Origin of the sequence: Brevibacterium sp. HMSC063G07, assembly GCF_001810665.1 — a bacterium.
Classification (GTDB): Bacteria; Actinomycetota; Actinomycetes; order Actinomycetales; family Brevibacteriaceae; genus Brevibacterium.
The window spans coordinates 55078-76891 of sequence record NZ_KV802363.1 but is presented as its reverse complement, the minus strand read 5'-3'; the positions used below and the strand labels follow the sequence as shown (position 1 = coordinate 76891).

Sequence of the window (21814 nt, the reverse complement as noted above, 5' to 3'; positions counted from 1 at the left end):
CTCTTAGGCGTCGGAGGGAATCGGCGGCAGAACGGTGGCGGTCAGGCGAGGGCCCCGCTCGCTGCAGCCGAGAATCCGCAGGCTCTGCTCAAGGTATTCGCGTTCGAGGTCTTCGACCTTCAGTGGGCCGTCCGGGCGCCACCACTGGGGGAGGACGTTGCTGATGGCAAGCACGGAGCGGGCCGCGAGGTCGGGGTTGTCGATGTCGAAAACGCCCTGCTCTTTGCCAAGGCGAACCTGTTCGTACAGCTGACCGCGGGTGAACACGCGCAGCTCGTCTATTTCGGGCCGGTATTCCTCTGACAGGCGCTCTGTTTCCAGAAGCAGAAGCCTGGAGCTTGCGAGGTTTGCTGCCCGGTAGCGCACAAGAACGCGCACAAACACCGCAACACGGCAGACGGGGTCCGGTTCGGCGGCCTTGAGGGCTTCGTCGATTGCGCTGTTGAACTCTTGGTAGCTGGTGCGGATGAGTTCGAAAAGAGCCGCCTGTTTGGAATCGAAGTAGTAGTAGAGCGCAGAGAGGTTCAGCCCCGCCGTGTTCGCGATGTCGCGGATGGACGCACCGTCGAATCCCTTTGCCGCAAATGTTTCTCGCGCGGCGCGCAGAATGGCGTCGCGGCCCTTGAGCTGCTTCCCTGAACGTTCCATAAAAGTCAGGCTATCGCAGGTTCAAACGATCGTTCTGCATACAAGAAGCGCGCTGCCGGGGTACAGTGCAGCCGTGCACCATGCGCAGCCGCTGTTACAAAGGAGTCCGCAGTGAAGAACTACGAAGCGATCAGCCGCTTCCTTGCCCACGAACGTTCTGGCAAACCGCTGTTCGGCCTTATGGGCGACGCCAACCTCGCGTACTTGGGTCATTTCATCGAGCAGACCGACGGCCGCTACGTCGGCATGTCGATTGAAGACGCCGTTGTCCTCGCGGCTGACGGCTATGCGCGCTTCTCCGGCGAAGTCGGGATGGCAACCGTCACCTTCGGCCCCGCGATCACCAACGCTTTGACCGCGTTGACGGAAGCCGTGCGCGCCCGCACGCCGCTCGTGCTGCTCACCGGCGACACCCCGGATGTCAACGAGCACTATCAGCGCATCGACATTGCCGCCGTTGCGGCAGTCGCGGGTGCTGCTTATGAGCGCTCCCATACCGGCGCGGACGCTGTGAAGACAATCCACAAGGCGGTCGCGCGCGCCCGCGCTCGTCAGCAGCCGGTCATCGTCAACATCCCGTACGCGCAGATGAACGACGAGGTTGACCTGCCTGATCTGCCCGATCTGAGTAAGCCCCTGTCCGTGCTCGGGCCAGACCCCGAACGGATCGAGGAGGCACTGGGCTACCTCATGTCGGCCCGCCGCCCGCTGATCCTGGCCGGCCGAGGTGCCATTGCCGCGGGTGCGCGGGATGGCGTGCTGCGCTTTGCCCGCATGATCGGTGCGCCCGTCATGACCTCGCTGATTGCCAAGGACCTCTTCCGCGGTGAACCGGAGAACCTCGGCATCCACGGCACACTGTCCAACGAAGTGGGCGTCGAATACATGGGGGAGGCCGATGTCGTCATCTCCTTCGGAGCCTCGCTGAACAACTGGCAGACCGACCACTACCACCTGCTCGAAGGCAAAAAAGTCATCCAGGTAGACATCTGCGCTGAGGCGCTCGGCAAATACGGGCCAGCCGACGTTGCCATCCAGGCCGATGCTGCGGCAGCTGTCGACGCGCTCGCCGCAACCCTGCTGGAAGCCGACCCGGACGCCGACGGTCGGCCCGCACCCAAGTACGTTGCGGCACTAGAGGACCGCCCCCAGCGGGAGGCCCTCGATGACTACCGCTCCACCTCGCGCGAAGACCACATTGATGTGCGTGATGCGGCCCGGCTGATCAGCACCGCCGTCAGCAATGACGGCAAGAAGCAGGTCAACCAGGTGTCCGACATCGGCATGTACTTCCCGTCGATCGTCCGGCACTTCGTGGTCGACCCAGGCAAGTGGGACTTCGGCGGCTACTTCGGGGCGATCGGCCTGGCCATCCCGCTGGGACTCGGTGCGGCCTACGCGGACTCTTCATGCCCGACGGTCGTGTGGGTGGGCGACGGGGCGGCAATGCATTCGCTCATGGAGGTCTCCACGGCCGTGCGCGATCGTCTTCCGCTGGTGGTCGTCGTACTCAATGACTCCTGCTATGGCGCGGAGTTCTACAAGCTGGAGAACTTCGGTGCCAAGGGCGAAACCTCGTTCGTCGAATGGCCGTCCTTTGCCGCCATGGCCCGCGGAATGGGCGCGGTCGGACACACTGTGAGCTCCCTGGAAGAGCTCAACGGGGTGCTGGAAGAACTCGGCGAAGTCACCGCGCCGACCGTCATCGAAGTGGTCACCGATCCGCTGGAGCGCTTCCGCCCGACTCCGCGATCATAAGGGGCACGGCTTCGGGTTAAAGTGAGCTGTGCAACACCACAGTGAGGAGATTGCTATGGAAATTCAGGGAGTATCCGCCCTCGTCACCGGCGGCGTGTCCGGTCTTGGCCGTGCGACAACCGAGCGTCTGCTCGCGGCCGGTGCCAGTGTCGTCATGATCGACCTCAACGAAGAAGCCGGTGCGAAGGCCGCAGAAGAACTCGGCGAACGCGCGCACTTCGTCAAGGCCGACGTGCAGAGCGAAGAGCAGGTCCAGGCCGCTGTCGACAAGGCAGTTGAACTCGGTCCCCTGCGGATCGTCGTCAACTGCGCCGGTGTGGGAACACCCGGCAAGCTCGTGTCACGCCGTGGGCCGCTGGAACTCGATGCCTTCAAGAAGGTCGTCGGCATCAACCTGGTCGGCACCGTCAACGTGGCACGCCTGGCAGCTGCGGCAATGCAGCAGGGCGAAGCCGACGGCGAAGAGCGCGGCGTCATCATCAACACCGCTTCGGTTGCGGCTTTTGACGGTCAGATCGGCCAGATTGCGTACTCGGCATCCAAGGGAGGTGTGGCTGCTGTCACCCTGCCGATGGCCCGCGAACTCGCCGAATCGCTCATCCGCGTGGTCACCATCGCACCGGGCATCTTCGAAACTCCGATGATGGCAGGCCTTCCGCAGGAAGCACAGGACTCACTGGGCAAGATGGTTCCGCACCCGGCACGCCTGGGCAAGCCCGCCGAATATGCGCAGCTGGTCGAATCGATCGTGCGCAACCCCATGCTCAACGGCGACACCATCCGCCTGGACGGCGCCATCCGCATGCAGCCCAAATGATCTGTCTGCGCTGAGGCAGTTGGTGTGACCGACCCAGCTGCGACCGGTCGAGGTGCCGTCCCCGCGCGAAAGGGGGCGGCACCTCGTCTGTTTTGGTGGGCGCGCCTTCACGTGGGTACATCCGCTCCCGCCAGCCGGATTGTGCGGCTCAGATCAAGCCGGCTCGTTCGGCTAACACCTGGGCCGTCACCGAGCGCGAATCCGGATGCGTGCCCTGCTGAGCGACCGCCGCAGGCGTCCCGGTGGCCAGGATCTGGCCGCCCTCGTCTCCGGCTCCCGGACCGACGTCGATGACGTGGTCTGCCTGCGCGACCACCCGAAGGTCGTGCTCGATGACGACCACCGTCGCGCCGTCGTCGACCAGACGACGCAGCTGGGTGAGCAGCAGGTCCACATCCGCCGGATGCAGCCCCGTCGTCGGCTCGTCCAGGAGGTACAGGCTGTGCTTGCGTCCGGAGCCGCGCTGCATTTCGGAGGCCAGCTTGATGCGCTGCGCCTCCCCACCCGAAAGCTCCGGGGAGCCCTGTCCCAGGCGCAGATAGCCCAGGCCGAGTGCGTGCAGGAATTCGACAGAGCGCAGAATCCTCGGCTCATCGGCGAAGACTCCCAGCGCCTCGTCCACAGTAAGCGCCAAGATATCCGCGATGCTGCGGCCGTTCCACTGCACTTCAAGGATCTCCTGTTTATAGCGCTTGCCGTGGCAGGCCGGGCAGGTGGTGTACGTGCCGGGCAGGAACACCAGCTCGACCTCGATGCTGCCAGCGCCATCGCACTCCGGGCAGCGGCCCTTTTTCGTGTTGTAGGAAAAGTCCGACACCGACATGCCCCGCCGCTTGGCCTCCGGGGTGTTGGCAAACAGCCTGCGGACATGATCGAACAGGCCCGTGTAGGTCGCGACGGTCGAACGCACCGTTCGCCCAATCGGCTTCTGAGTGATGTGAACCAACCGGCGGATCTTATCGACCTCCGCCAGGCTGTCCACCCGGAAATCTCGGGAGTCGTCGGAACCTGCCGTGGAATCAGCATCCGAGTCTTCGTCCGGGGTCTCTTCGGCGCCGATCACCTGCTTGGCCGAGCGGGACGCCACATCGGCCAGCACCCCGATGACCAGGGTGGATTTGCCGGAACCGGATACTCCCGTGACTGCGGTGAGCGTCCCCAGCGGGAAGTCCACGTCGGCCCCGTCGAAGGCGCGCGCGTACACGCCGGTCAGGCTGATGGATTCGCCGGTGCCGGCCGGGGTGTCCGTCAGTTCGGGAAAGTCCTCGTTCAGAGCGGCAGCAGTGGGCGAGTCCAGCTGCTCAGCTTTGGCGCGGAACTGCTCGGTAGGGCCGGAGAACACCAGCTCCCCGCCGCGCTCACCGGCGCGAGGGCCGATATCCACGATCCAATCGCATCCCGCCACCAGGGACATATCGTGCTCCACCAGAAGCACCGAATTGCCGGAAGCGATGAAGCGCTGCAGCAGCTCGGAGACTGCCTTCCGCTCCACGACGTGCAGGCCGGCCGAAGGCTCATCCAGCACATACACTGTGCCGAACAGGCTCGAGTTCAGCTGGGAAGCCAGCCGCAAACGCTGGTTCTCGCCCGCAGACAAGCTTCGTGCCGGGCGGGAGAGGCTCAGGTGCCCCAACCCCAGCTCGATCGCCGCGCGCACCGTGGGCAGCACCTGATCCAACAGCAGCTCTTCGGCCTCGTCGTGCTCGTTCCACTGCTGCTTCGCGATCCCTGCCAAGTGCTGGAGGCGGTCCTCCAGCACAGCCAGCACTTCCTTCAACGCCAAATCGTTGAATTCGTCGATGGGGTAACCGGCGTAGGTGACCTGCAGGGTATCCGGTTGGAACCCGCGGCCCTGGCAGGTTGGGCATGTCGATGAATGCATGAAGGAGAGCACCCGGCGGCGGGTCTTATCCGACTCTGTTTCCGCCAGGGAGTCGGTGAGGTAGGCGGCAACCGAGCGCCATTTGCCTTTATACGACCCTTGCATGGCGTTTTCGTCGCGCACTGGGTGGACGGTGACCACCGGCTGCTCGTCCGTGAACAGGATCCAGTCGCGGTCCTCTTGCGGAATATCCAGCCAGGGGACGTCGAGCGGGTAGCCGAGGGTGCCCAGAATGTCCCGGAAGTTCTTACCCAGCCACGCTCCCGGCCACGCGGCGATCGCGCCGTCCCAGATGGACAGACTGGGGTCCGGCACCATCGACTCTTCCGTCGGCCGGTGCACGGTGCGGGTTCCCTGGCACTCGGGGCACATCCCCGCGGTGGTGTTGGGGGAGAAGGCGTCGGAGTCGAGCCTGCCGTATTCCAGCCGCTCGCGCATGCCGGCCGGGTAGCTGCCGGAGCGGGAAAAGAGCAGCCGAATACTGTTCGAGATATTCGAGATCGTGCCCACGGAGGAGCGTGCCCCACCCAGGGTGGTGGACTGCTGCAGAGCCACCGTCGGCGGCAGTCCTGTGACCGATCCGACGCGCGGGTTGACCGCGCCGCCGATGAGACGTCGCGCGAAGGGGGAGACAGACTCCAAGTAGCGACGCTGCGCCTCCCCATGAATGGTGCCGAAGGCCAGGCTGGACTTGCCCGAACCCGACACCCCGGTGACCGCCACGAGGGTATCCCGGGGCAGATCGACGTCGATGTGTTTCAGGTTGTGAAGGTGTGCATCACGCACCTGGATCGTTGGATCGTGATCCGCACCCGCCGCAGCGTGCGGAGTCGGGAACTCGGACGTGGCGTGAGTCATGGGGGCTACGTTACCTCGCGGACTGCGCCCTTATCGGCGGCGTAGGCTGTCCGCGTGACCAGGCTAGAAGCCCCCGGCTGATCTTGGAGCTCACCCGGGCTGGGTCTGTTGGGTCGGCTGGTCCGACTGTGACTGGCGCATCTGCTTTGCCCGCTGGGCCTGCCTGCGCAGAATGAGCCCGCGGACGGAGCCCATGGCGATGAGCATGAGAGTGAGAACAAAGGACCCGAGGACGGTCGTCCAGGAGATATCCGGCTGAGCGGGGCTGTGGGTCAGCTGGTAGACGAGGGCTGACATGAGCGAGGCGCACACAGCCGGCGCTGTCCAGTTCAGCGACAGTCGTGCTGACAGTGAGATGAGCACAATGGCCCCGGCAGGTGCGGCCAACAGCGACACCATCCAGACCGACAGGATGACCAGGGAGGCCACGAGTGCTGACGGTGGGCCTACGTAGCCGTATTCGACTTCCATGGGGTCGTGGCGGATAGCTGACGGCAGGAGCGCCAGCGCGAGAACGCCCAGGGCGATGTCAACACCGAATGCCACTGTGCCGATCGAGTCACCGAACGGAGGCGGTGGAGCTATGAAACCCAGTGCTTCGAACACGTGGTAGAGAGCGAACATCGTGACGCCGGCGCTGGCCGCCAGGAAGAAGAGAATCTGCGTGCGGGCCTTTGAGCGCACCGGGGATTGCTGATTCATGCGGTTTACTGTAGAGCGACAAGTAGGGAAAACCCTCAGTGTTCCTCTGGCTTCCATCATGGGCATCGGGTTGGCCGCCCGCGAGGATTGAAGCATGAAATCACAAACACAGAACGGCAGCTGGATCAAACCAGCCGGACATCCGGGGATCATAGGCACAGCAAACCTGCTGGCCTCCGGTTTTGTCTGGTGGACGATCTCCTGCCTGTCAATCTTCTTGTTCTTCAGCGGCATTTCGGCACTGCCGGCTGCCGGTTCCGGCCTGGTCATACTGCTGGCGTGGTTCTTCTTTCAGTGGGGCGTCAACATTGCTGAGCGTCACCGTGCTGAATCGATCTACCGCCTGGGCTATCCGAAACCGCAGATGCCGCGGCGTCAGCCCGGATTCACCGAGTGGCTCAAATGGTTGGGCCGGTGCCTGATATCGCCCGTATTCTGGCGTGGAACAGGCCACCATTTCCTCAAGTCCTTCGCGGGTGCGCTTCTGGGAGCACTGACTTTCCTCGCGCTTGCGGTTTCCATGGTGTTCGTCAACAACACTGTGTCAGAGGCAATCGGCGAGCGCTTCGAAGTGGGTCTTGGAAGCGCACCGATGCGGTTTGCCCTAGCGGTTGTTCTGGTGGTCTTCACCGTGGCGATCCTGTGGTATTCGGCGATTCTGGACCGCGCAATCGACAAACTGCTGTTGGCACCGCCGAAAGCTGATGCCCTGACAAAAGAAGTGACGGCCCTCGACGACGCTCGCCAGGGAGCAGTCGGCGCTGCGGAAACCGAGCGCGCTCGCCTGGAGCGTGATCTCCACGACGGCGTGCAGCCCATGCTGGTTGCCCAGTCGATGAAGATCGGCATGGCGAAGACGAAACTCGAGACCGACCCCGAGGGTGCCCGCGCCCTCATCACCGAAGCGCACGAAGACTCCAAGCAGGCGGTTGCCGAACTGCGTCGCCTGGTGCGCGGACTGCAGCCTGCAGTGCTGGGCGACCGCGGCCTCGACGCTGCCCTGTCCGGTCTTGCCGCCCAGTCGGTCGTCCCGGTTGACCTCACCGTGAATCTTTCCGGGCGCATCGACCGCGATATCGAATCCGTTGCCTACTTCGTTGTGGCCGAAGCCCTCACCAACATCAACAAGCACGCTCAGGCCAGCCGCGCACAGGTGGAGGTCGGCATGAGTGCCGACGCTTCCCGACTGCAGATCGAGGTTTCTGACAACGGACGAGGCGGAGCCCACCTCCCGATCCACGGAAACTCCGGTCTTGCGGGACTGCAGGACCGGGTGCGGGCTGTGCGGGGCACCTGGGAATTCTCATCGCCCAATGGCGGACCAACCGAACTGAAAGTGGAGGTGCCATGCGCATTGTGATCGCCGAAGACTCCGTTCTCCTGCGGGAAGGACTGGTTCGTCTGCTCTCAGATGCGGGCCACACCATCGTCCACACAACGGGTGATGCCGCAAATCTGCTGGGAGCAATCAGCGCCCACAAACCAGACTTGGCCGTCATCGACGTGCGAATGCCGCCGACGTTCACGGACGAGGGCATCCGGGCGGCTGTGCTCATCCGCGCGCAGAACCCTGACGTTGGAGTCCTTGTCCTGTCCCAGTACGTCGAAGAGCGCTACGCATCTGACCTCATTGCAAATAACAGCGGAGGTTTCGGCTACCTGCTGAAAGACCGTGTGGCAGATGTCAGCGATTTCCTCGAAGCGGTCGACAAGGTCGCCTCCGGAGGCACTGTCCTCGACCCGGAAGTCGTCAGCCAGATTATGGTGCGCTCCCGCCGGGACACCGGAATTGAGCAGCTCTCCGCCCGTGAACGCGAAGTGCTGGCACTCATGGCCGAAGGCAAATCGAACTCTGCCATCGCATCCGCGCTGTTCTTAAGCGCCGGAGCAGTCGAAAAGCACATTTCGTCGGTGTTCACCAAACTCGGCCTGTCCGCCGACGCCGACGACAACCGCCGCATTCTTGCGGTTCTGAAGTTTTTGGGAGCCTGACATGAATACCCAGATCATGCCCACACCTCGTGACAACAATCAGCCCACGCCGGAGCCGAGCCAGCAGTCCACCCCGCAGCCCACTCCGGAGCCGGAGCCGCAGCCGGAGGAAAACAAGCTCCCGCGGTCCGCATCGGGCACCGCGTGGAAGACCGGGGTCGTCATAGCGGCGGTTCTTTCTCTGGTCGTGCCGCTCGGCGCAGTCGCATCGGCGATGGTGGTTGCAGCCAAATTCGGGGTCGAAACCCAGAACGGTGCGATTCCCGAAGGCATCGACAAGCTCGAAGTCAGAACGGGCCGCGCGGCTGTGACGCTCGTGGATTCGGCGCAGTTCGGCGACCGTGACGTGCCACCGGATGCACAGGCCACTGGATGGTTTGACGCGAGCTATCGCCAGCTCAAGGGCGACAGTGAGGGCAAAGCGCCCGTCACGGTGCAGACGAACGGTTCGACAGCGGTTCTGGACGTCAAATCTCAGGACAGCCAGGGTGTTGACGTGACCATCGGTCTGCCGGAAGCAGTGGCACAAAACCTCAACGTCGACGTGAAGGTCAGCGGCGGCGTACTTCAGGTTTTCGGCAACTACAAAGACATCGCCGCCTCAATGACCGGCGGTGCCGTGAACGTCGGTGGTGGAGCCGAGAAGCTGGCACTCGACGTCAAGGGCGGAAAAGCCGACATCGAGGGAACCTTCGATGAGACCAGCTGGGAAGTCCGCGGTGGTGAGGTTAGATCGCTGCCCGTCGAAGTGCGCAAGAAGATGTCAGTCAACGTCACCGCGGGATCAGCTGACCTGTCGCTGGACCCGAATATCCAGCCTGCCGACGGTGTCGACCTCAGCGTTGCAGCCGGATCGGCCGACCTGGAAGTGCCGGATCCGAAGAACGTGAAGGACGGACGCGGCTACGCCATCGTCGACGACGGAAAGGCCAATCTGGAAAACGACAAGATCGGAATCGAAGCCAGGCGAGTCGCTGACATGAAAGAAGTCGGCAAGGACATTCCGCTGAATCTCAACGCCGGTGCGGGGGATATTGAACTCGGGTATTCGGAGGTCGAAGAAGAGGACGAGTCCTCAGACGAAGAAGACGAGTACGCCGATGAAGGGGACGAGTACTCAGACGAAGAAGACGAGTCCTTAGACGATGTCGAGAGTGAGGCCCTTGATGAAGGCTTCTATGAAGACGGGCTAGAAGACGACGAGCCTGGTATGTGGCCACTTGACTATCTCCTCTGGTGGGCGAATAGTTAATAGCCCACTAACCGGAGGCCCCAGCAATGTCGCGTCATGACAAAAACCGTCTCAGCAGCGCTCGTGAGGAAGAGCCGATTCCCAAGGGTGCGCGCGGGCATAAGCGGCAGGCGCTCAAAAGAAGCATCAAGAGTCGCCACATGTTCATGATTGCGCTTGCTGGGGTCATCGGCACGGGCCTGTTCCTGGGCACGGGCGACGTCATCAGTCGGGCTGGTCCCGGAGGGACGATCGCGGCGTATGTCGTCGGAGGTTTTCTCCTGTGGCTGACCATGTCGTGCCTGGGCGAAACTTCGTCCGTGATGCCGGCCTCCGGGTCGTTCCAAGCCCATGCAACAAAGCTCCTGGGGCCCGGGACGGGGTTCACAATCGGCTGGATCTACTGGCTGTCGTGGGCAAGCTTCATCGGCCTGGAGTTCTTAGCCGCCGGTATTGTCATGAAGTTCTGGTTCCCTGACGTTCCCACGGCGGTGTGGTCCGGTGTCTTCATTGTGGTCCTGTTCGTCATCAACTTGTTCAGCGTTCGCGGCTTTGCAGAAGTCGAATCCGGTTTGGCTTTCGTCAAGGTCGCTGCTGTCGCCGCGTTCATCGTCGTCGGCGGACTGGTGCTTTTCGGGGTGGTGGGCATGGACGGCCAGACCGAGCCGCGCTGGGACAACTTCTATGCTGACGGCGGCTTCTTCCCCACGGGGATCGGCGCGGTTCTTGCCGCCATGATGACGGTGATCTACACGTTCATGGGCTCGGAGGTCATGGGAGTTGCCGCAGGCGAGGCGGAAAACCCGGCCAAGGCTGTGCCCAGGGCAGTGCGGACGATCGTGTTCCGCCTGGTGTTCTTGTACCTGGGCGCTGTCGTCATTCTCATAGCTCTCATTCCCTGGCGCCAGGCGGGACTGTCGGAAAGCCCGTTCGTCACGGTGTTCGAAGCCATCGGCATCCCCTTTGCTGCGGACATTATGAACTTCGTGGTGCTGGTGTCCATCCTGTCGGTGGGCAATACGGGGCTGTACATGTGTTCGCGCATCATGTGGTCGCTCGGCCACGATGGACATGCGCCGAAGTTCTTCACCCGCACACTCAAGAACGGTTCGCCCTACGGCGGTCTGATCTTCACGATGGCCTTCGGCCTGCTGTCGCTTCTGTCGAGCTTCGTTGCAGAAGACACGCTTTTTGTCTTCCTCATGTCGGTGTCCGGCATAGGCGGTGCGCTGTCGTGGATCACGATCGCACTGACCCAATACGCTTTCCGCACCAAGTTCGTGAAGTCCGGTGGGGACGTCAAGCAGCTTCCCTACAGGGTGCCCCTATTCCCGGCTGTGCCGATCCTCGTGGTGCTGCTGAATCTGGCAGTGTTCGTTGGTATGGCTCTAGACCCCACTCAGAGGCTGTCACTGGTGATCGGCCTGGGCGTGGTTCCTGTCTGCTACGGCGTGCATTGGCTGTTCATCCGACCGCGGGAGAAAGATGTCGCGTCGGCTGAAATGGAAGTGCGGCTGCCGGCAATGCAAGGCTGAGGCCGTGTCGCGCCGGAAGATCCCGAGGTACCTGCCCGGATCAGTTCGGCACAGCAGCTGTGCTGCACGGTTGGCTGGGAGTTTGTTTCGGCGGCAGCGGCTAGGGTGAGAACACCCCGCCAGTCACAGTGTCAGCCAGCCGCAAGGAGGGTCCCCATGACGGAGTACGTTGTTCTTCTCGATGAGGCGGGCAAGCCCATCGGCGAGGCTGACAAGGCGGCAGTGCATACGGCCGATACCCCGCTTCACCTGGCTTTTTCCTGTTTTCTCCACAACGATGCGGGCCAGGTGCTCATGACCCGCCGGGCGCTGGGCAAGGCCACGTGGCCGGGCGTGTGGACCAATTCCTTCTGCGGACATCCCGCGCCGGGGGAGTCATTCACCGCCGCGATCGAAAGGCGCGCCGCACAGGAACTGGGCACCAAGGTTGTTGACATCACCGAGATCCTGCCGGACTTCCGCTACCGGGCAATTGACGCATCGGGAGTTGTCGAAAACGAAATCTGTCCCGTGTTCTCCGCCAAGATCGACGGTGAGCTCCTGCCGGTGACCGACGAAGTCATGGACTTCGCATGGATTGAGCCCGATGCGCTGACAGACGTGCTGCGCCAAGCGCCGTTTGCCTTCAGCCCGTGGGTGGTCGAGGAATGGGCGCAGCTGCGTGGCTGAGATTCTCAACTCTGTTCGGGCTCGCGAACATTCCGGTCCGCTCGACCCACAGGGGCCCTTTGACGTACCCCACCCGGAAGGGCGGGGAGTGGGCGACGCGCCGTTCTTTGCTCACGGTTCGCTTCTGAATTGGCGATTCCGTCGGCACGATTTCGCCGCCCACGGCAGTGAGGTCATCCAGCCGGTGCGCGTTGTCCAGCACAATGAGCGCGGCCTGGTTGTGTGGCTTGCCGGGGACACGCCCACGGTCGACAGCCGCTTTGCGGGCCGGGAGGACGTCAATCCGCACGAACTGGGCTACGCCGAACGCTTTTCGCCCCAATCCACTGACCGTGTCAGCTATCGGCGGCACTGGCGCGGTACGGGCGTGCTGCGCATTGTGCCGACGGGCATGCCGTTTTCTGTGTGGCTTTTCTGGGCCGAAACGGGGCAGTTCCGCTGTTGGTACATCAACTTGGAGCACCCGCACACAATTGCTGGTGACTCCCTGTACACCGCGGACCATGTGCTCGACATTCTGGTGCGACCTGACGGGAGCGTGGAGGAAAAAGACCGCGACGAACTCGAAGCTGCTGTCCGCTTCGGTCAGTGGGATGAGGGCATTGCCGCAGCGATCGAGGCGGAGAAGCGCTTGGCCCTTGACCAGATGCGTGCCGGTCACTGGGCTTTTGACGATGCGTGGAAGCGCTTCCACCCCGACCCCTCGTGGACCCTGCCGCCGGCCCCGCGGCTGTAAACCGCACTGGGTGCTGACGCCGTCGGGCTGGTTTTGTCCGCCTGCAACCGCAGAATCACGCTTTAATGCAGAGTCACGCGTTGTTGCGCCGCATTTGCGCGCAAGTCTGCATTACCGCGTGAAACCGGGGCGTAGGGGGGCGACAGCCATCGCCACACCCGAAGGGTTCTCCGGCCTGTACAGGGTGCTGACCGGCGAGGATGCGAAGACGATGGGGCAGGAGATCGCCCGCGCGGCTGGCCGACCGGAGGCCCAGAGCGCCATCCGCCGACCCGGCCGCACACAGCCGAGCGACAGACCCTCCACCAGCCCTCGCCGCGGCGAGCTCAGCGGCTCTTGATCTTGCAGTAGGCCTGCACGGCGATCAGATCAGCGTCGTCCTCGCGGATCTCCGCCTGGTGCGTCTGGGTCGCCGGTTCGTCGAGACCGCGATCCACGTACCGCATCCAGTACGCCCAGCAGATCCCAGTGCCCCGGGCGGGGTGTCCGTGCTTGGACAGGAACCTGACCCCCAGCGGCAGGGTGCCGTCGTCGAGCGTGACCTCGTCGCGCAGCGCCGTGGCGATCGCAGTCGTCAGGACTCGGTCGTCGCCCATGAGGTGCGCGAGCGTCAGAGATTCCTCCAGGAGCCCCCCGGACGTGGGCCACGCATGGGGCAGGAGATCCTCGAGGGCGGCGATCGTCTCGGTGGCCGTGATGTCGATCCACCAGCCGGCGGGGAAGGTGAGCGTGTAGAGCTTCCTGCCCTCGCGGAAGGCGCGCGGCAGCCAGCTGGCCTTCATGGTGCCGGCCTCGTCCCATTCGGCGACGATCTCGCGCCAAAGCGCATCGAGGCCCTGCCCCATGGCGTCGGCGATCGGCTGGAGAGCACGGCGCTCGGCGTTGACGTCGGTGCGGTACGGGGCCAGCAGCTCCATGTAGGCCGTGACCCGGGTCCGCGCACGCGTAGATCGTCCGGCCCGGGGTGTCGTACCGGCTCCAGGCCTGCGGGCTCTCCTCCGGCGGGCGAGCGACCGGGTTGAGGGGGCCGTAGGACTCGCGCGCGATGCGCAACGCGGAATCCGGGCCCGCCACGAGGGCAAGCCCGGTCCGCGAGCAGATCCGCTGATCGAGCGAGGTCATCGCCGCGGGTCAGCCGCTGAACGAGTCGTCGACCAGGGCCTGCGCCGCCGTCGCGACCTCCGGGAGGCGTCCCTCTCGGATCGCGTTCACCGGAGTGTCGTACCCCAGCCAGGGGTTCGCTCCGATGAACCACACCCGGGCGGTGTGCTCACCTTCGGCCTGGGAGACCTTCTGCCACTGCTCGTAGGCGAAGTAGAGGCGCTTGACGGTCTCCGGGCGCGGGTTGGGGCCGGTGGACTTCGCCCACTTGTGCGAGGACTTCGTGTCCGAGGAGCCGGCGAGAGCCGAGACCAGGGTCCCTCCGAGCGAGGCGTTCAGGCGCCGGGTGATCTCACGGACGTCGAGGGCGATTGCACGTCGGTAGGCCTGGTTCTGGGTCGCTCGAGCATCTGCCGAGGTGGCGGAGGATGTCGTGGAAACCATGGGTGCCTCCCTTCCGAAGGTGTCACCCCATCGTACCGTTTATTTCCCCGGCATAGCTACCGTCATGCCACTGTTATTACACCCGTTTATCCGTCTGGTGTGACAGCCCGGGCCGCCAGCCGTTCGTCACCCTCGTGCTCGTCCATCGCATGCCTCCTCGATGCTGGTGGTCCTTGAACGCTACTCGTGCGGATCGAGAATTCGCCAAGCATTTGCACAGTCCCCGCCACGCAGAACCCCTCATCAAGCGTTCGCCGTTCTGTACGCTGAACGCAATATCTACCCAGGGGGACACACAGCATGGCCCGCAAGACTCGCATCGTCCTGACCGACGCCCTCGACGGCTCCGCGGCCACCTTGACGGTCGACTTCGCCCTCGACGGTGTCACCTACGAGATCGATCTCAACGACGAGAACGCGCAGAAGCTCCGCGACGAGTTCGCGGCATGGGCGGAGCATGCACGGCGCATCGGGGGGGCCGCGCCCGACGAGGCACCTCCCGCAGGCGCAGCGATGAGACGAAGCGGATCCGCGAGTGGGCGCAGGCCAGGCCCACATTTGCGCGCAAGTCTGCATTACCGCGTGAGTCTGGTGCGGGTTGGGTGGAGTCTGGCGTTGTTGGTGCGCTGCATCAGCCTGTGAAACCGGGGCGGAAGGGGGCGAACGCAGCCTCCACACCAGTCCGAACACCGGCGCTTACTCCACCAGCAGCGTTAACCCCACCAGCGGCCAGGGCCAACCGCAGTTGCAGCCGCGCCTTATAGGGATCGAGCACACCGGCGGGCACGAGCCCCATCTTCTGCAGGCCGATTTCAGCACCGGGGTAGCCGTAGGTGCTTTCTAGTGCAGAGCCCGATCCTGTCCGGGATGCATACACAACCGGCATCCGCTGAGCCAGCCGCTCAATCGCAGGCAGCGCTGACTGCGGCACGTGCCCGCCGCCAACACCGGCAAGAACACAGCCGGCATAACCTGCATCGGCAACAGCATCGAGGATGCTGAGCGAATCGCCCAGCCCCACGGCGATGACCGCCACCTGGGGGACAGTGTGTGCGCTGGTCAGCCCGGGATACTGGGGACGAGGTGCCGCCCCGGAAACCCCTGCCTCTTCGGCTGAACTCGACTCACCGGCCGCACCCACAGCACCAGCCAGACGGGCTCCCAACAGCCCGGCAGGAACATGGGGCAGAACGACGCGATCTTCGCTCACCCAGCCCAGCGGCCCGGCTGTGGGGCCGGAGGAAAAGGCGTGTGTGAAGCTCGTGTGGTTTTTGCGCACAAATACGGGGTCGTGGATTTCATCGGCCATCACCAGCACGCTCGGCAGGCCGCGCACCTGCGGGGACAGTGCAGTGATGACGGCGGCGCGCACATTGGCCGGGCCGTCGGCGCCGGGCAGGGACGGGTTGCGCATAGCCCCGGTGACGACGATCGGAATGCCCGAATCGTTGATCCGGGACAGGACAAACGCGGTCTCTTCCAGCGTGTCAGTTCCCTGTGTCAGCACAATGCCGGCGGCGCCTTCGCGTGCTGCGGTGCGGGCTGATTCCACCACGCCGAGCAGGTGTTCGACGGTGATAGACCCCGACCCGACCTGCGCCACCTGCTCGTATGTCAGCTGCAGACTGGATGACCAGCTGCCAGGCCCCGCGTTTCCTTCTTCGCCCGCCTGCTCGGCTGGTGGGTTCGAGTGTTCGAGCACCGCGTCTAGGTCAATCGTGTTGAGGTTGGCGGCGCGGGCAATGTCTTCACCGGAGACGCTGGGAGCAACCCCTCCGGATGAATCGGGAACAGACGCAATGGTTCCGCCCAGGGCGGCAATGTGGATCCTCATGTCTCCACAATAGGGCCCGAAACGCTCACAGAACCGCTCACCGGCGTGCTCACCAGAAGCACGCGTGATCCAGCAGGGGACCGGCAGTGCACCGCGCAAACCCTCAAAGCAGCGCGTCAGCCAGCAGAATTATGGTCAGGACAAAACCCGCCGCGTAGTTCAGCCACAGGAATACCTGCCAGCCGGTGCGGGTGCGTTCGGCGGATGCATCGTCAATGCTCAAAAAGCGCACCGTGTTGGCGGTATAGGCCAGCCCTACGACCGCCATGATGTCCAGCGGGAACGGGGTGAGACCCATGAGCACGGCCGCCGCCGCGTACAACCCCACCGCCACAGCCACTGTTCCGCGCGCGCCGAGTGCCGTGGCGATCGACTTGAGGCCGGCTTCGCGGTCAGGGCCGATGTCCTGCACCGCGCCGAATGCCTGGCTGGCCATGCCCCACAGGAAGAACGCGATGAGCCCCAAGGCTCCCGCTGCACTCACACCGGAGCCCAAAACCCCAACGTCAGCACCCGCCGCATCACCGCCAGCACCCCCAGCCAGCAGCGCCACGGCGAACCATGCCGGTGTGGAGAAGTGCAGTGAGCTGGTCACGGAGTCCAGTATGGGAATCTCTTTGAACCGCAGCCCCTTCGCTGAGTAGGCCACGACCGCAAACAGGCTGAAAAGCAGCGTCGCTTTTGCCGCCCACGGGGCACTCACCAGGAAATACAGTGCGAATGGCAGGCAGCTGATGACTGCGGCCCGCAGGGTCGGCCGGTGCAGGGCGGGATCGAGCACACTGCCCTCGACACCGCCTTTGCGGGGGTTGCGCATATCGGATTCGTAGTCGAAAACGTCGTTGATCCCGTACATGGCCAGGTTGTACGGCACTAAAAAGAACAGGCACCCCAACCAGAAGTCTAGGCTCAGGCCGCCGCCCATCAGCAGATACGCCGCACCGAACGGGTACGCCGTGTTGACCCAGCTGAGTGGGCGGGACGACAGGAACAGGTGCTTCAGCACTGCCTGTCACCACCGTCTAGGCGGTCTGCACCACCACTGCCGAGGCGCCTGTCACCGCTGCTGCACTCTGCGGCTTGCACTGGACGGGGCTGGAGCAGGTGGGCCCAGAGCGCTGGTAGGACGAGTACCGCGAAGACGGTGTAGGACAGGTCTTCGATCGGCATGAGCCCAATCGTGATGCCCGATGATGTTTCCGGCGAATAGTAGAACAGTCCAACGCCGATCATGAGGTTGTCGAAGATGATCGTCAGAACAATGAGCACTGCGGCAGTCAGCAGCCACGGGCGTGTGGGAATGCGCTTGCGGGCACCCCAGGCAAGGAGGGCTGCGGGTATGAGGAAGCAGGCGTTGAGCAGCGTGTACGTCATGGCTGACCAGCCTCACGGCCAGCTCGGTGCCCCGCTGCTTCTCGGGTTGCCCCACGCGGGGCACCTTGCCGGGTTGCCGACCCGGCACCTCGTCCGGCTCGCCATTCAGCGAGTTTCGCAGTGCCGGCAAACACGTTGGTGGTCAGCCACACCAGGAAGAACAGGAACAGCAGCTCTTCAACCGGCAGGTGCGGGGCCACGTCTATGCCCGTCATATATGGCGAATCGCCGCGAAAGAACACGCCCAGCCCAATGCCGAGGACATCCCACAGCAGGAACACGCCCCACACCCCGAAGTGCACTGCGGCAGTCCGGGCCCACGTGCGGGCTGACTTGTTGCGCAGCGCGGCACCCCAGAACAGGCCGTGGCGGAAATCGAGGATCGCCATGCCCAGCAGTGAAAATCCAAGTGCTGCCGCATAGGCCCAGTTCATGTGCGTCCCAACAGGTTGACGGCGTTCTCAGCGCTGATGAGGCACATGGGCAGCCCCACGCCCGGTGCCGTATAGGCGCCCGCATGGACGAGGCCGCGTGCGCGAGCCTGCTGCGGGAAACGGAACATGGCTGACTGGGCCAGAACATTGGCCGGGCCGAGAGCCGATCCGCGCCGCGGGTCGATATCGCCGGGACCAAAAGCCCGGCGCACTCGCAGATGCGAGACCAAATCAACACCGATGCTCGCGCCCAAAGACTCGATGATCCGATCGGCGTACTTCTCAAGCTGCGGTGAACCGGCACGCAGCTGCGGGTCAGCCGGGGCAGGCACCAGCACAAACAGGTTCTCCGAGCCCGCCGGAGCCACTGCCGCATCGGTGCGCGACGGGGCGCAGACATAGGCCGAGGCAGGCTGGGGCGGGCGTTTGTCTTCCCCGAAGATCTGCGTGAAGTTGCTGTCCCAGTCTGCAGTGAAGAACAGGTTGTGGTGGTGCAGCTGTGGGAGCGTGCGGTCAATGCCGAGCAGCAGTGTGACCGCGCCTATGCCGTAGTCGCGCCGAGCCCACCACGATTGACTCCGCGTCCTCAGTCGTGTGGGCAGCAGGGCTTCGAACGCTTCGAGATCGCAGGCCGCAGCAACCGCGTCACTGTCGAAGTCGACAACAGCACCCTCGCCACCTCGGGAGCTGCCCCGCGCGCCCACTGAGCCATCCCGTGAACCGGCCTTCGCCTCGTCAGTCGGTGAACCTCCCCGGCGGGCGGTGACGCCGACAACCCGCCGCCCGTGCGTGCGCACAGCCGTCACGGTGCAGTCGGTGCGGATGTCCACGCCCAGGCGCACTGCCGCCTGGGCCATGGAGGTGATGATGGTGTGCATTCCGCCCATGGGGTAGCGGACACCGTCGACAACATCGAGGTTCGTCATCAGGTGGTACATACTCGGCGCAGTTTTCGGCTCCGTGCCCAGAAACACCGCGGGGTAGCCCAGAATCTTCTGCAGCACGGGGTCGGTGACCGTCTGCTCAATCCGCCGCTGCATGGACTGGCCGAAAAGCCGCGGCAGCTGGGGCAGCCGGGCCAGCACATCGGGATGGGCAAACCGGCTGCACTCGCGCGCGGTGAAGTTCGTGTAGAGGAAGTGCTCAAGCGCCAGGCGATACGTGTCCGAGGCCGATTCCAGGTACCGGCGCACCCGCTCGACCGCACCGGGCTCGCGTGCACTGACCAGGGAGAGGAAGGCTTCGGTTTCACGGGGAACATCAACTGCCGAGGCGCCGCCTCCGCCCCCGCCGCCGCTGTCGTCCAGAAGTCCCGCTGGCCACACCCGGAAGCCGGGATCGAGTTCGTGCAGCCGCAGCGGATTGTCCTGGCCGAGCAGGTGGAAGAAGCGGTCGAACACCTCGGGCATGAGGTACCAGGACGGCCCCGTGTCGAAGACAAAACCGGCTTCTGTGTGCATGCCGGCCCGTCCGCCGAGTTCGCTGCGGGCTTCCAGCAGAGTCACCTTCCAGCCCCGCGCGGCGGCCAATGCGGCTGTGCCCAGACCGGCAATGCCGCCGCCGATGACGGTGAGTGAGCGCATCAGCCCTCCGGGGTGTCCACGCAGGTGCGGCTGCGGGCAGTGGCGGCACGGGCTGCGAAAACAGCTTTGCGCGGTGCGGGAATCCGCAGTCGCGTCTGCTGGAGTTCGCTGGCCGGTGTGGCGGCTATTCGCTCAGCGAGCTCTTCGAAGATGCCCAGTGCTGTGCCGACAGCGGTGCGGACACGCCACGGCAGCAGCGGCATCGCCTGACGGGCGGCGGCGAAATCGGTCTGGACGATGTTCAGCTGGCGGGATTTCTCTTCTTCCGTGAACGTGCCCGTGCTGCCCAGCAGATAGGTCCTGCCGAGTTCAGACGTGTCGGCGCCGAGGTCGCGCAGAAAGTTCACGCGCTGGAATGCCGCCCCCAAACCGCGTGCGCCGTTTTCCAGGATTCTCTGCTCTTCTGCGGTCGGGTTTTCGTCTTCCATGAAGATTGCCAGGCACATCAGCCCGATTACTTCAGCCGAACCGTGAATATAGGACTCCAGCGAACCCGGCGAATGGTGTTCCGGTCGGATGTCGCGGTACATGGACGAAAAGAACGGGTTCCACAGTTTCGGCCCTATTCCCGTGCGCCGGGCGGTGTCTGCGAAAGCGTGCGCAATGAGGTCAGGGGAGAACCCCGTTCGGCACGCTTCGGCTATGCGCTGTCGGAAATCATCGAGGGCTTCCGCCTGCGCGGCAGGGCCTGCGGGGTAGGCGCCGTCGACGATCTCGTCGGCAATGCGCACCACCGCGTAGAGGCTGGCAATGCTGCGTTCCATGCGTCTGGGCAGGAGTGACGCGGCAAAGGAGAACGAGGTCGAATAGGAGCGGATGACCGCCCCGGCCGCACGGTAGGCAGTCCGGGTGTAGCGCTGGGTGGGCGGCAGCAGGTCGAGACTCCTGCCCCGGGAAAAGGGCAGAGTCATTCAGTCGGCGTCCGCCTGCAGTCGGCGTTCGAGCTCAGCGGCGACAGCCAACACAGTGGCGTCCTCGCCGGGCTTTCCTGCCAAGTGCAGGCAAGCGGGGGCTCCGTTGGGGTACCTGCGACCGGTGGGGATGGTGATGGCCGGCCAGCCGAGCACGTTGAACAGCTGGGAGTAGCGGACAAAGGCCGGGCGGGCGTCCGGTCCGATGCTTCCCCACGGGACCGTTCCGCCGTCCAGTGCGGGCGACACGATGATGTCCACGTGCTCAAATGCGGACAGGGCCCGCTCACGCAGAATGTCCACATCGGCCAGTGCCTTCTGGTACTGGGATTCAGACACATCCGCCGACTGCTGCACCCGGTCGAGCACACCGGGGGTGAAGGCGCCCGGCTGGTCCTCGGCCAGCGGGCCCAGAATCCGGTAGGACTCGTATTTGCGGACCGTGTCATACAGGGGACTCGACACATCGATGAACGGCCCGAGATCAACCTCTTCTGTCGAGTCGAGGTAGTCCGCGCCGTCCTCAATCCAGTGCGGCTTGTTCAGTTCGAAAGTGCCGACGGTGACCGATGACGGAGCACCGGCTGAGAAGTCCACGACAGCTGAGAACACTCGGGTTGCCTCTGCGACGGTGCGGGCGAAGAATCCGAGAGTGTCAAATGACGGGGCCAGGGGGAACACGCCGTCTGTGCTGATTGCTCCGAGGGTGGGTTTGAAGCCGACAACCCCCTGGCAGCCGGCGGGAACGCGCACCGATCCGGCGGTGTCAGAGCCGACGGCGAAGGGAACCGCTCCGGCGGCCACAAGTGCGGCCGATCCCGAAGACGAACCCCCGCTGCACAGCTGAAGTCCGGCTGGGTTCATCACCGTGCCGAAAGCGGAGTGTTCGCCGAAGATGCCGTGGGAGAATTCCTGGCAGTTGGTCTTGGCAACAGGGATGGCGCCTGCCGCCATGAGCCGTTCGATGACTTCGGCGGTGCCTGTCGTCGCATCGGGGTGGTCGGCCACCTTGACGCGCGAACCCATCGACGTGGGGCAGCCGGCAATGAACACGACGTCCTTGACGGCGAAAGCCTGGCCTTCGAGGGCGCGCGGCGGCAGTCCCGCTTCTGCTCGTTCGGTCGCTTCGAGTGCGCATTCGCGGGCGAGTTCCGGCAGCATTTCGGTGACGGCGTTGAACTTGCCTCCGGCATTTGTCACTTCGCGGAGGATGCGTTCAATCTCGGCAACGGTCACTTCTACTCCCTATCCGGTCGGGCCACTCCAGTCCTGCTAAGGATAGCGGCCCGGTCCGGCGGAATTTCG

22 protein-coding genes are annotated in these 21814 nt (G+C 64.2%); 10 read left to right on the top strand and 12 right to left on the bottom strand.

What is annotated here, in order from left to right:
- Positions 1-3: 3 nt before the first annotated feature.
- Positions 4-648 carry a TetR/AcrR family transcriptional regulator gene (locus HMPREF2757_RS09030; protein WP_070575676.1) on the bottom strand — a complete coding sequence of 215 codons (645 nt, stop codon included), beginning with the start codon at positions 646-648 and terminating at the stop codon, positions 4-6.
- 111 nt (positions 649-759) lie between these two features.
- Between HMPREF2757_RS09030 and HMPREF2757_RS09025 the strand changes: the two genes are divergently transcribed.
- Together HMPREF2757_RS09025 and HMPREF2757_RS09020 are read left to right on the top strand one after the other, a co-directional pair.
- Positions 760-2406, top strand: a complete 1647-nt coding sequence (locus tag HMPREF2757_RS09025) for a thiamine pyrophosphate-binding protein (protein WP_070575673.1) — start codon at positions 760-762, stop codon at positions 2404-2406.
- Positions 2407-2461: 55 nt separating this feature from the next.
- Complete coding sequence (locus HMPREF2757_RS09020) at positions 2462-3223, top strand: SDR family NAD(P)-dependent oxidoreductase (RefSeq protein ID WP_070575670.1); 762 nt, start codon at positions 2462-2464, stop codon at positions 3221-3223.
- A 148-nt stretch (positions 3224-3371) separates the two neighbouring features.
- On the opposite strand, the gene HMPREF2757_RS09015 is transcribed toward HMPREF2757_RS09020, so the two are convergent.
- Positions 3372-5963, bottom strand: a complete 2592-nt coding sequence (locus tag HMPREF2757_RS09015; protein ID WP_070575667.1) for an excinuclease ABC subunit UvrA — start codon at positions 5961-5963, stop codon at positions 3372-3374.
- A 90-nt stretch (positions 5964-6053) separates the two neighbouring features.
- The gene (locus HMPREF2757_RS09010; protein WP_226829387.1) at positions 6054-6665 is read right to left on the bottom strand and encodes a hypothetical protein; all 612 of its coding nucleotides are present in this window, start codon (positions 6663-6665) and stop codon (positions 6054-6056) included.
- 94 nt (positions 6666-6759) lie between these two features.
- Between HMPREF2757_RS09010 and HMPREF2757_RS09005 the strand changes: the two genes are divergently transcribed.
- The 7 genes from HMPREF2757_RS09005 (at position 6760) to HMPREF2757_RS11720 (ending at position 13168) form a co-directional block, all read left to right on the top strand.
- Positions 6760-8025, top strand: coding sequence for a sensor histidine kinase (locus HMPREF2757_RS09005; RefSeq protein ID WP_070575662.1), 1266 nt, complete (start codon positions 6760-6762; stop codon positions 8023-8025).
- Positions 8013-8657, top strand: coding sequence for a response regulator transcription factor (locus tag HMPREF2757_RS09000; protein WP_070575658.1), 645 nt, complete (start codon positions 8013-8015; stop codon positions 8655-8657). Before HMPREF2757_RS09005 ends, HMPREF2757_RS09000 begins: the two co-directional genes overlap by 13 nt.
- 1 nt (position 8658) lies before the next feature.
- Complete coding sequence (locus tag HMPREF2757_RS11930) at positions 8659-9909, top strand: hypothetical protein (RefSeq protein ID WP_070575655.1); 1251 nt, start codon at positions 8659-8661, stop codon at positions 9907-9909.
- A 26-nt stretch (positions 9910-9935) separates the two neighbouring features.
- Positions 9936-11423 (top strand): amino acid permease, encoded by a 1488-nt coding sequence (locus HMPREF2757_RS08990; protein ID WP_083304217.1) that lies wholly within the window; start codon positions 9936-9938, stop codon positions 11421-11423.
- Positions 11424-11579: 156 nt separating this feature from the next.
- Positions 11580-12092: an isopentenyl-diphosphate Delta-isomerase gene (gene idi, locus HMPREF2757_RS08985; RefSeq protein WP_070575651.1), complete on the top strand. Its 513-nt coding sequence runs from the start codon at positions 11580-11582 to the stop codon at positions 12090-12092.
- Positions 12085-12828, top strand: a complete 744-nt coding sequence (locus tag HMPREF2757_RS08980) for a ribonuclease FAU-1 family protein (RefSeq protein WP_256278302.1) — start codon at positions 12085-12087, stop codon at positions 12826-12828. The genes idi and HMPREF2757_RS08980 overlap by 8 nt, the downstream gene beginning before the upstream one ends.
- A gap of 118 nt (positions 12829-12946) precedes the next feature.
- Positions 12947-13168, top strand: a complete 222-nt coding sequence (locus HMPREF2757_RS11720) for a hypothetical protein (protein ID WP_141750236.1) — start codon at positions 12947-12949, stop codon at positions 13166-13168.
- On the opposite strand, the gene HMPREF2757_RS08975 is transcribed toward HMPREF2757_RS11720, so the two are convergent.
- Together HMPREF2757_RS08975 and HMPREF2757_RS08970 are read right to left on the bottom strand one after the other, a co-directional pair.
- Positions 13155-13745: a hypothetical protein gene (locus HMPREF2757_RS08975; RefSeq protein WP_070575648.1), complete on the bottom strand. Its 591-nt coding sequence runs from the start codon at positions 13743-13745 to the stop codon at positions 13155-13157. The two genes, HMPREF2757_RS11720 and HMPREF2757_RS08975, sit on opposite strands and share 14 nt — an antisense overlap.
- 214 nt (positions 13746-13959) lie before the next feature.
- Positions 13960-14373 (bottom strand): hypothetical protein, encoded by a 414-nt coding sequence (locus tag HMPREF2757_RS08970; RefSeq protein WP_256278301.1) that lies wholly within the window; start codon positions 14371-14373, stop codon positions 13960-13962.
- Between the two features lie 300 nt (positions 14374-14673).
- On the opposite strand from HMPREF2757_RS08970, the gene HMPREF2757_RS08965 reads away from it, so the two are divergent.
- Positions 14674-15015 carry a histone-like nucleoid-structuring protein Lsr2 gene (locus HMPREF2757_RS08965; RefSeq protein ID WP_070575646.1) on the top strand — a complete coding sequence of 114 codons (342 nt, stop codon included), beginning with the start codon at positions 14674-14676 and terminating at the stop codon, positions 15013-15015.
- On the opposite strand, the gene HMPREF2757_RS08960 is transcribed toward HMPREF2757_RS08965, so the two are convergent.
- The 7 genes from HMPREF2757_RS08960 to HMPREF2757_RS08930 all read right to left on the bottom strand — a co-directional run bounded on the left by HMPREF2757_RS08960 (position 15005) and on the right by HMPREF2757_RS08930 (position 21745).
- Positions 15005-16207, bottom strand: a complete 1203-nt coding sequence (locus tag HMPREF2757_RS08960; protein ID WP_070575643.1) for an asparaginase — start codon at positions 16205-16207, stop codon at positions 15005-15007. The genes HMPREF2757_RS08965 and HMPREF2757_RS08960 overlap by 11 nt on opposite strands.
- A gap of 103 nt (positions 16208-16310) precedes the next feature.
- Positions 16311-17213: a prenyltransferase gene (locus HMPREF2757_RS08955; protein ID WP_070575640.1), complete on the bottom strand. Its 903-nt coding sequence runs from the start codon at positions 17211-17213 to the stop codon at positions 16311-16313.
- A complete protein-coding gene (locus tag HMPREF2757_RS08950) occupies positions 17207-17581 on the bottom strand; it encodes a lycopene cyclase domain-containing protein (RefSeq protein ID WP_070575637.1) in 375 nt (124 codons plus the stop codon). The genes HMPREF2757_RS08955 and HMPREF2757_RS08950 overlap by 7 nt, the downstream gene beginning before the upstream one ends.
- Positions 17578-18015: a lycopene cyclase domain-containing protein gene (locus HMPREF2757_RS08945; RefSeq protein ID WP_070575635.1), complete on the bottom strand. Its 438-nt coding sequence runs from the start codon at positions 18013-18015 to the stop codon at positions 17578-17580. Before HMPREF2757_RS08945 ends, HMPREF2757_RS08950 begins: the two co-directional genes overlap by 4 nt.
- On the bottom strand, positions 18012-19598 hold the full coding sequence (crtI, locus tag HMPREF2757_RS08940; RefSeq protein ID WP_070575632.1) for a phytoene desaturase family protein: 1587 nt from the start codon (positions 19596-19598) through the stop codon (positions 18012-18014). Before crtI ends, HMPREF2757_RS08945 begins: the two co-directional genes overlap by 4 nt.
- Positions 19598-20509, bottom strand: a complete 912-nt coding sequence (locus HMPREF2757_RS08935) for a phytoene/squalene synthase family protein (RefSeq protein ID WP_070575629.1) — start codon at positions 20507-20509, stop codon at positions 19598-19600. Before HMPREF2757_RS08935 ends, crtI begins: the two co-directional genes overlap by 1 nt.
- A complete protein-coding gene (locus HMPREF2757_RS08930) occupies positions 20510-21745 on the bottom strand; it encodes an amidase (protein WP_083304216.1) in 1236 nt (411 codons plus the stop codon).
- Between the last annotated feature and the right edge of the window lie 69 nt (positions 21746-21814).

Excerpts from the sequence above, each read along its gene's own strand:
- HMPREF2757_RS08965 (WP_070575646.1), top strand. The coding sequence starts at position 14,674 with ATGGCCCGCAAGACTCGCATCGTCCTGACCGACGCCCTCGACGGCTCC.
- HMPREF2757_RS09020 (WP_070575670.1), top strand. The coding sequence starts at position 2,462 with ATGGAAATTCAGGGAGTATCCGCCCTCGTCACCGGCGGCGTGTCCGGT.
- HMPREF2757_RS09000 (WP_070575658.1), top strand. The coding sequence starts at position 8,013 with ATGCGCATTGTGATCGCCGAAGACTCCGTTCTCCTGCGGGAAGGACTG.
- HMPREF2757_RS08990 (WP_083304217.1), top strand. The coding sequence starts at position 9,936 with ATGTCGCGTCATGACAAAAACCGTCTCAGCAGCGCTCGTGAGGAAGAG.
- HMPREF2757_RS09005 (WP_070575662.1), top strand. The coding sequence starts at position 6,760 with ATGAAATCACAAACACAGAACGGCAGCTGGATCAAACCAGCCGGACAT.
- HMPREF2757_RS08945 (WP_070575635.1), bottom strand. The coding sequence starts at position 18,015 with ATGAACTGGGCCTATGCGGCAGCACTTGGATTTTCACTGCTGGGCATG.
- HMPREF2757_RS08975 (WP_070575648.1), bottom strand. The coding sequence starts at position 13,745 with ATGGAGCTGCTGGCCCCGTACCGCACCGACGTCAACGCCGAGCGCCGT.
- HMPREF2757_RS08960 (WP_070575643.1), bottom strand. The coding sequence starts at position 16,207 with ATGAGGATCCACATTGCCGCCCTGGGCGGAACCATTGCGTCTGTTCCC.
- HMPREF2757_RS08970 (WP_256278301.1), bottom strand. The coding sequence starts at position 14,373 with ATGGTTTCCACGACATCCTCCGCCACCTCGGCAGATGCTCGAGCGACC.
- HMPREF2757_RS08935 (WP_070575629.1), bottom strand. The coding sequence starts at position 20,509 with ATGACTCTGCCCTTTTCCCGGGGCAGGAGTCTCGACCTGCTGCCGCCC.
- idi (WP_070575651.1), top strand. The coding sequence starts at position 11,580 with ATGACGGAGTACGTTGTTCTTCTCGATGAGGCGGGCAAGCCCATCGGC.
- HMPREF2757_RS09030 (WP_070575676.1), bottom strand. The coding sequence starts at position 648 with ATGGAACGTTCAGGGAAGCAGCTCAAGGGCCGCGACGCCATTCTGCGC.
- HMPREF2757_RS09015 (WP_070575667.1), bottom strand. The coding sequence starts at position 5,963 with ATGACTCACGCCACGTCCGAGTTCCCGACTCCGCACGCTGCGGCGGGT.
- HMPREF2757_RS08950 (WP_070575637.1), bottom strand. The coding sequence starts at position 17,581 with ATGACGTACACGCTGCTCAACGCCTGCTTCCTCATACCCGCAGCCCTC.
- crtI (WP_070575632.1), bottom strand. The coding sequence starts at position 19,598 with ATGCGCTCACTCACCGTCATCGGCGGCGGCATTGCCGGTCTGGGCACA.
- HMPREF2757_RS11930 (WP_070575655.1), top strand. The coding sequence starts at position 8,659 with ATGAATACCCAGATCATGCCCACACCTCGTGACAACAATCAGCCCACG.
- HMPREF2757_RS09010 (WP_226829387.1), bottom strand. The coding sequence starts at position 6,665 with ATGAATCAGCAATCCCCGGTGCGCTCAAAGGCCCGCACGCAGATTCTC.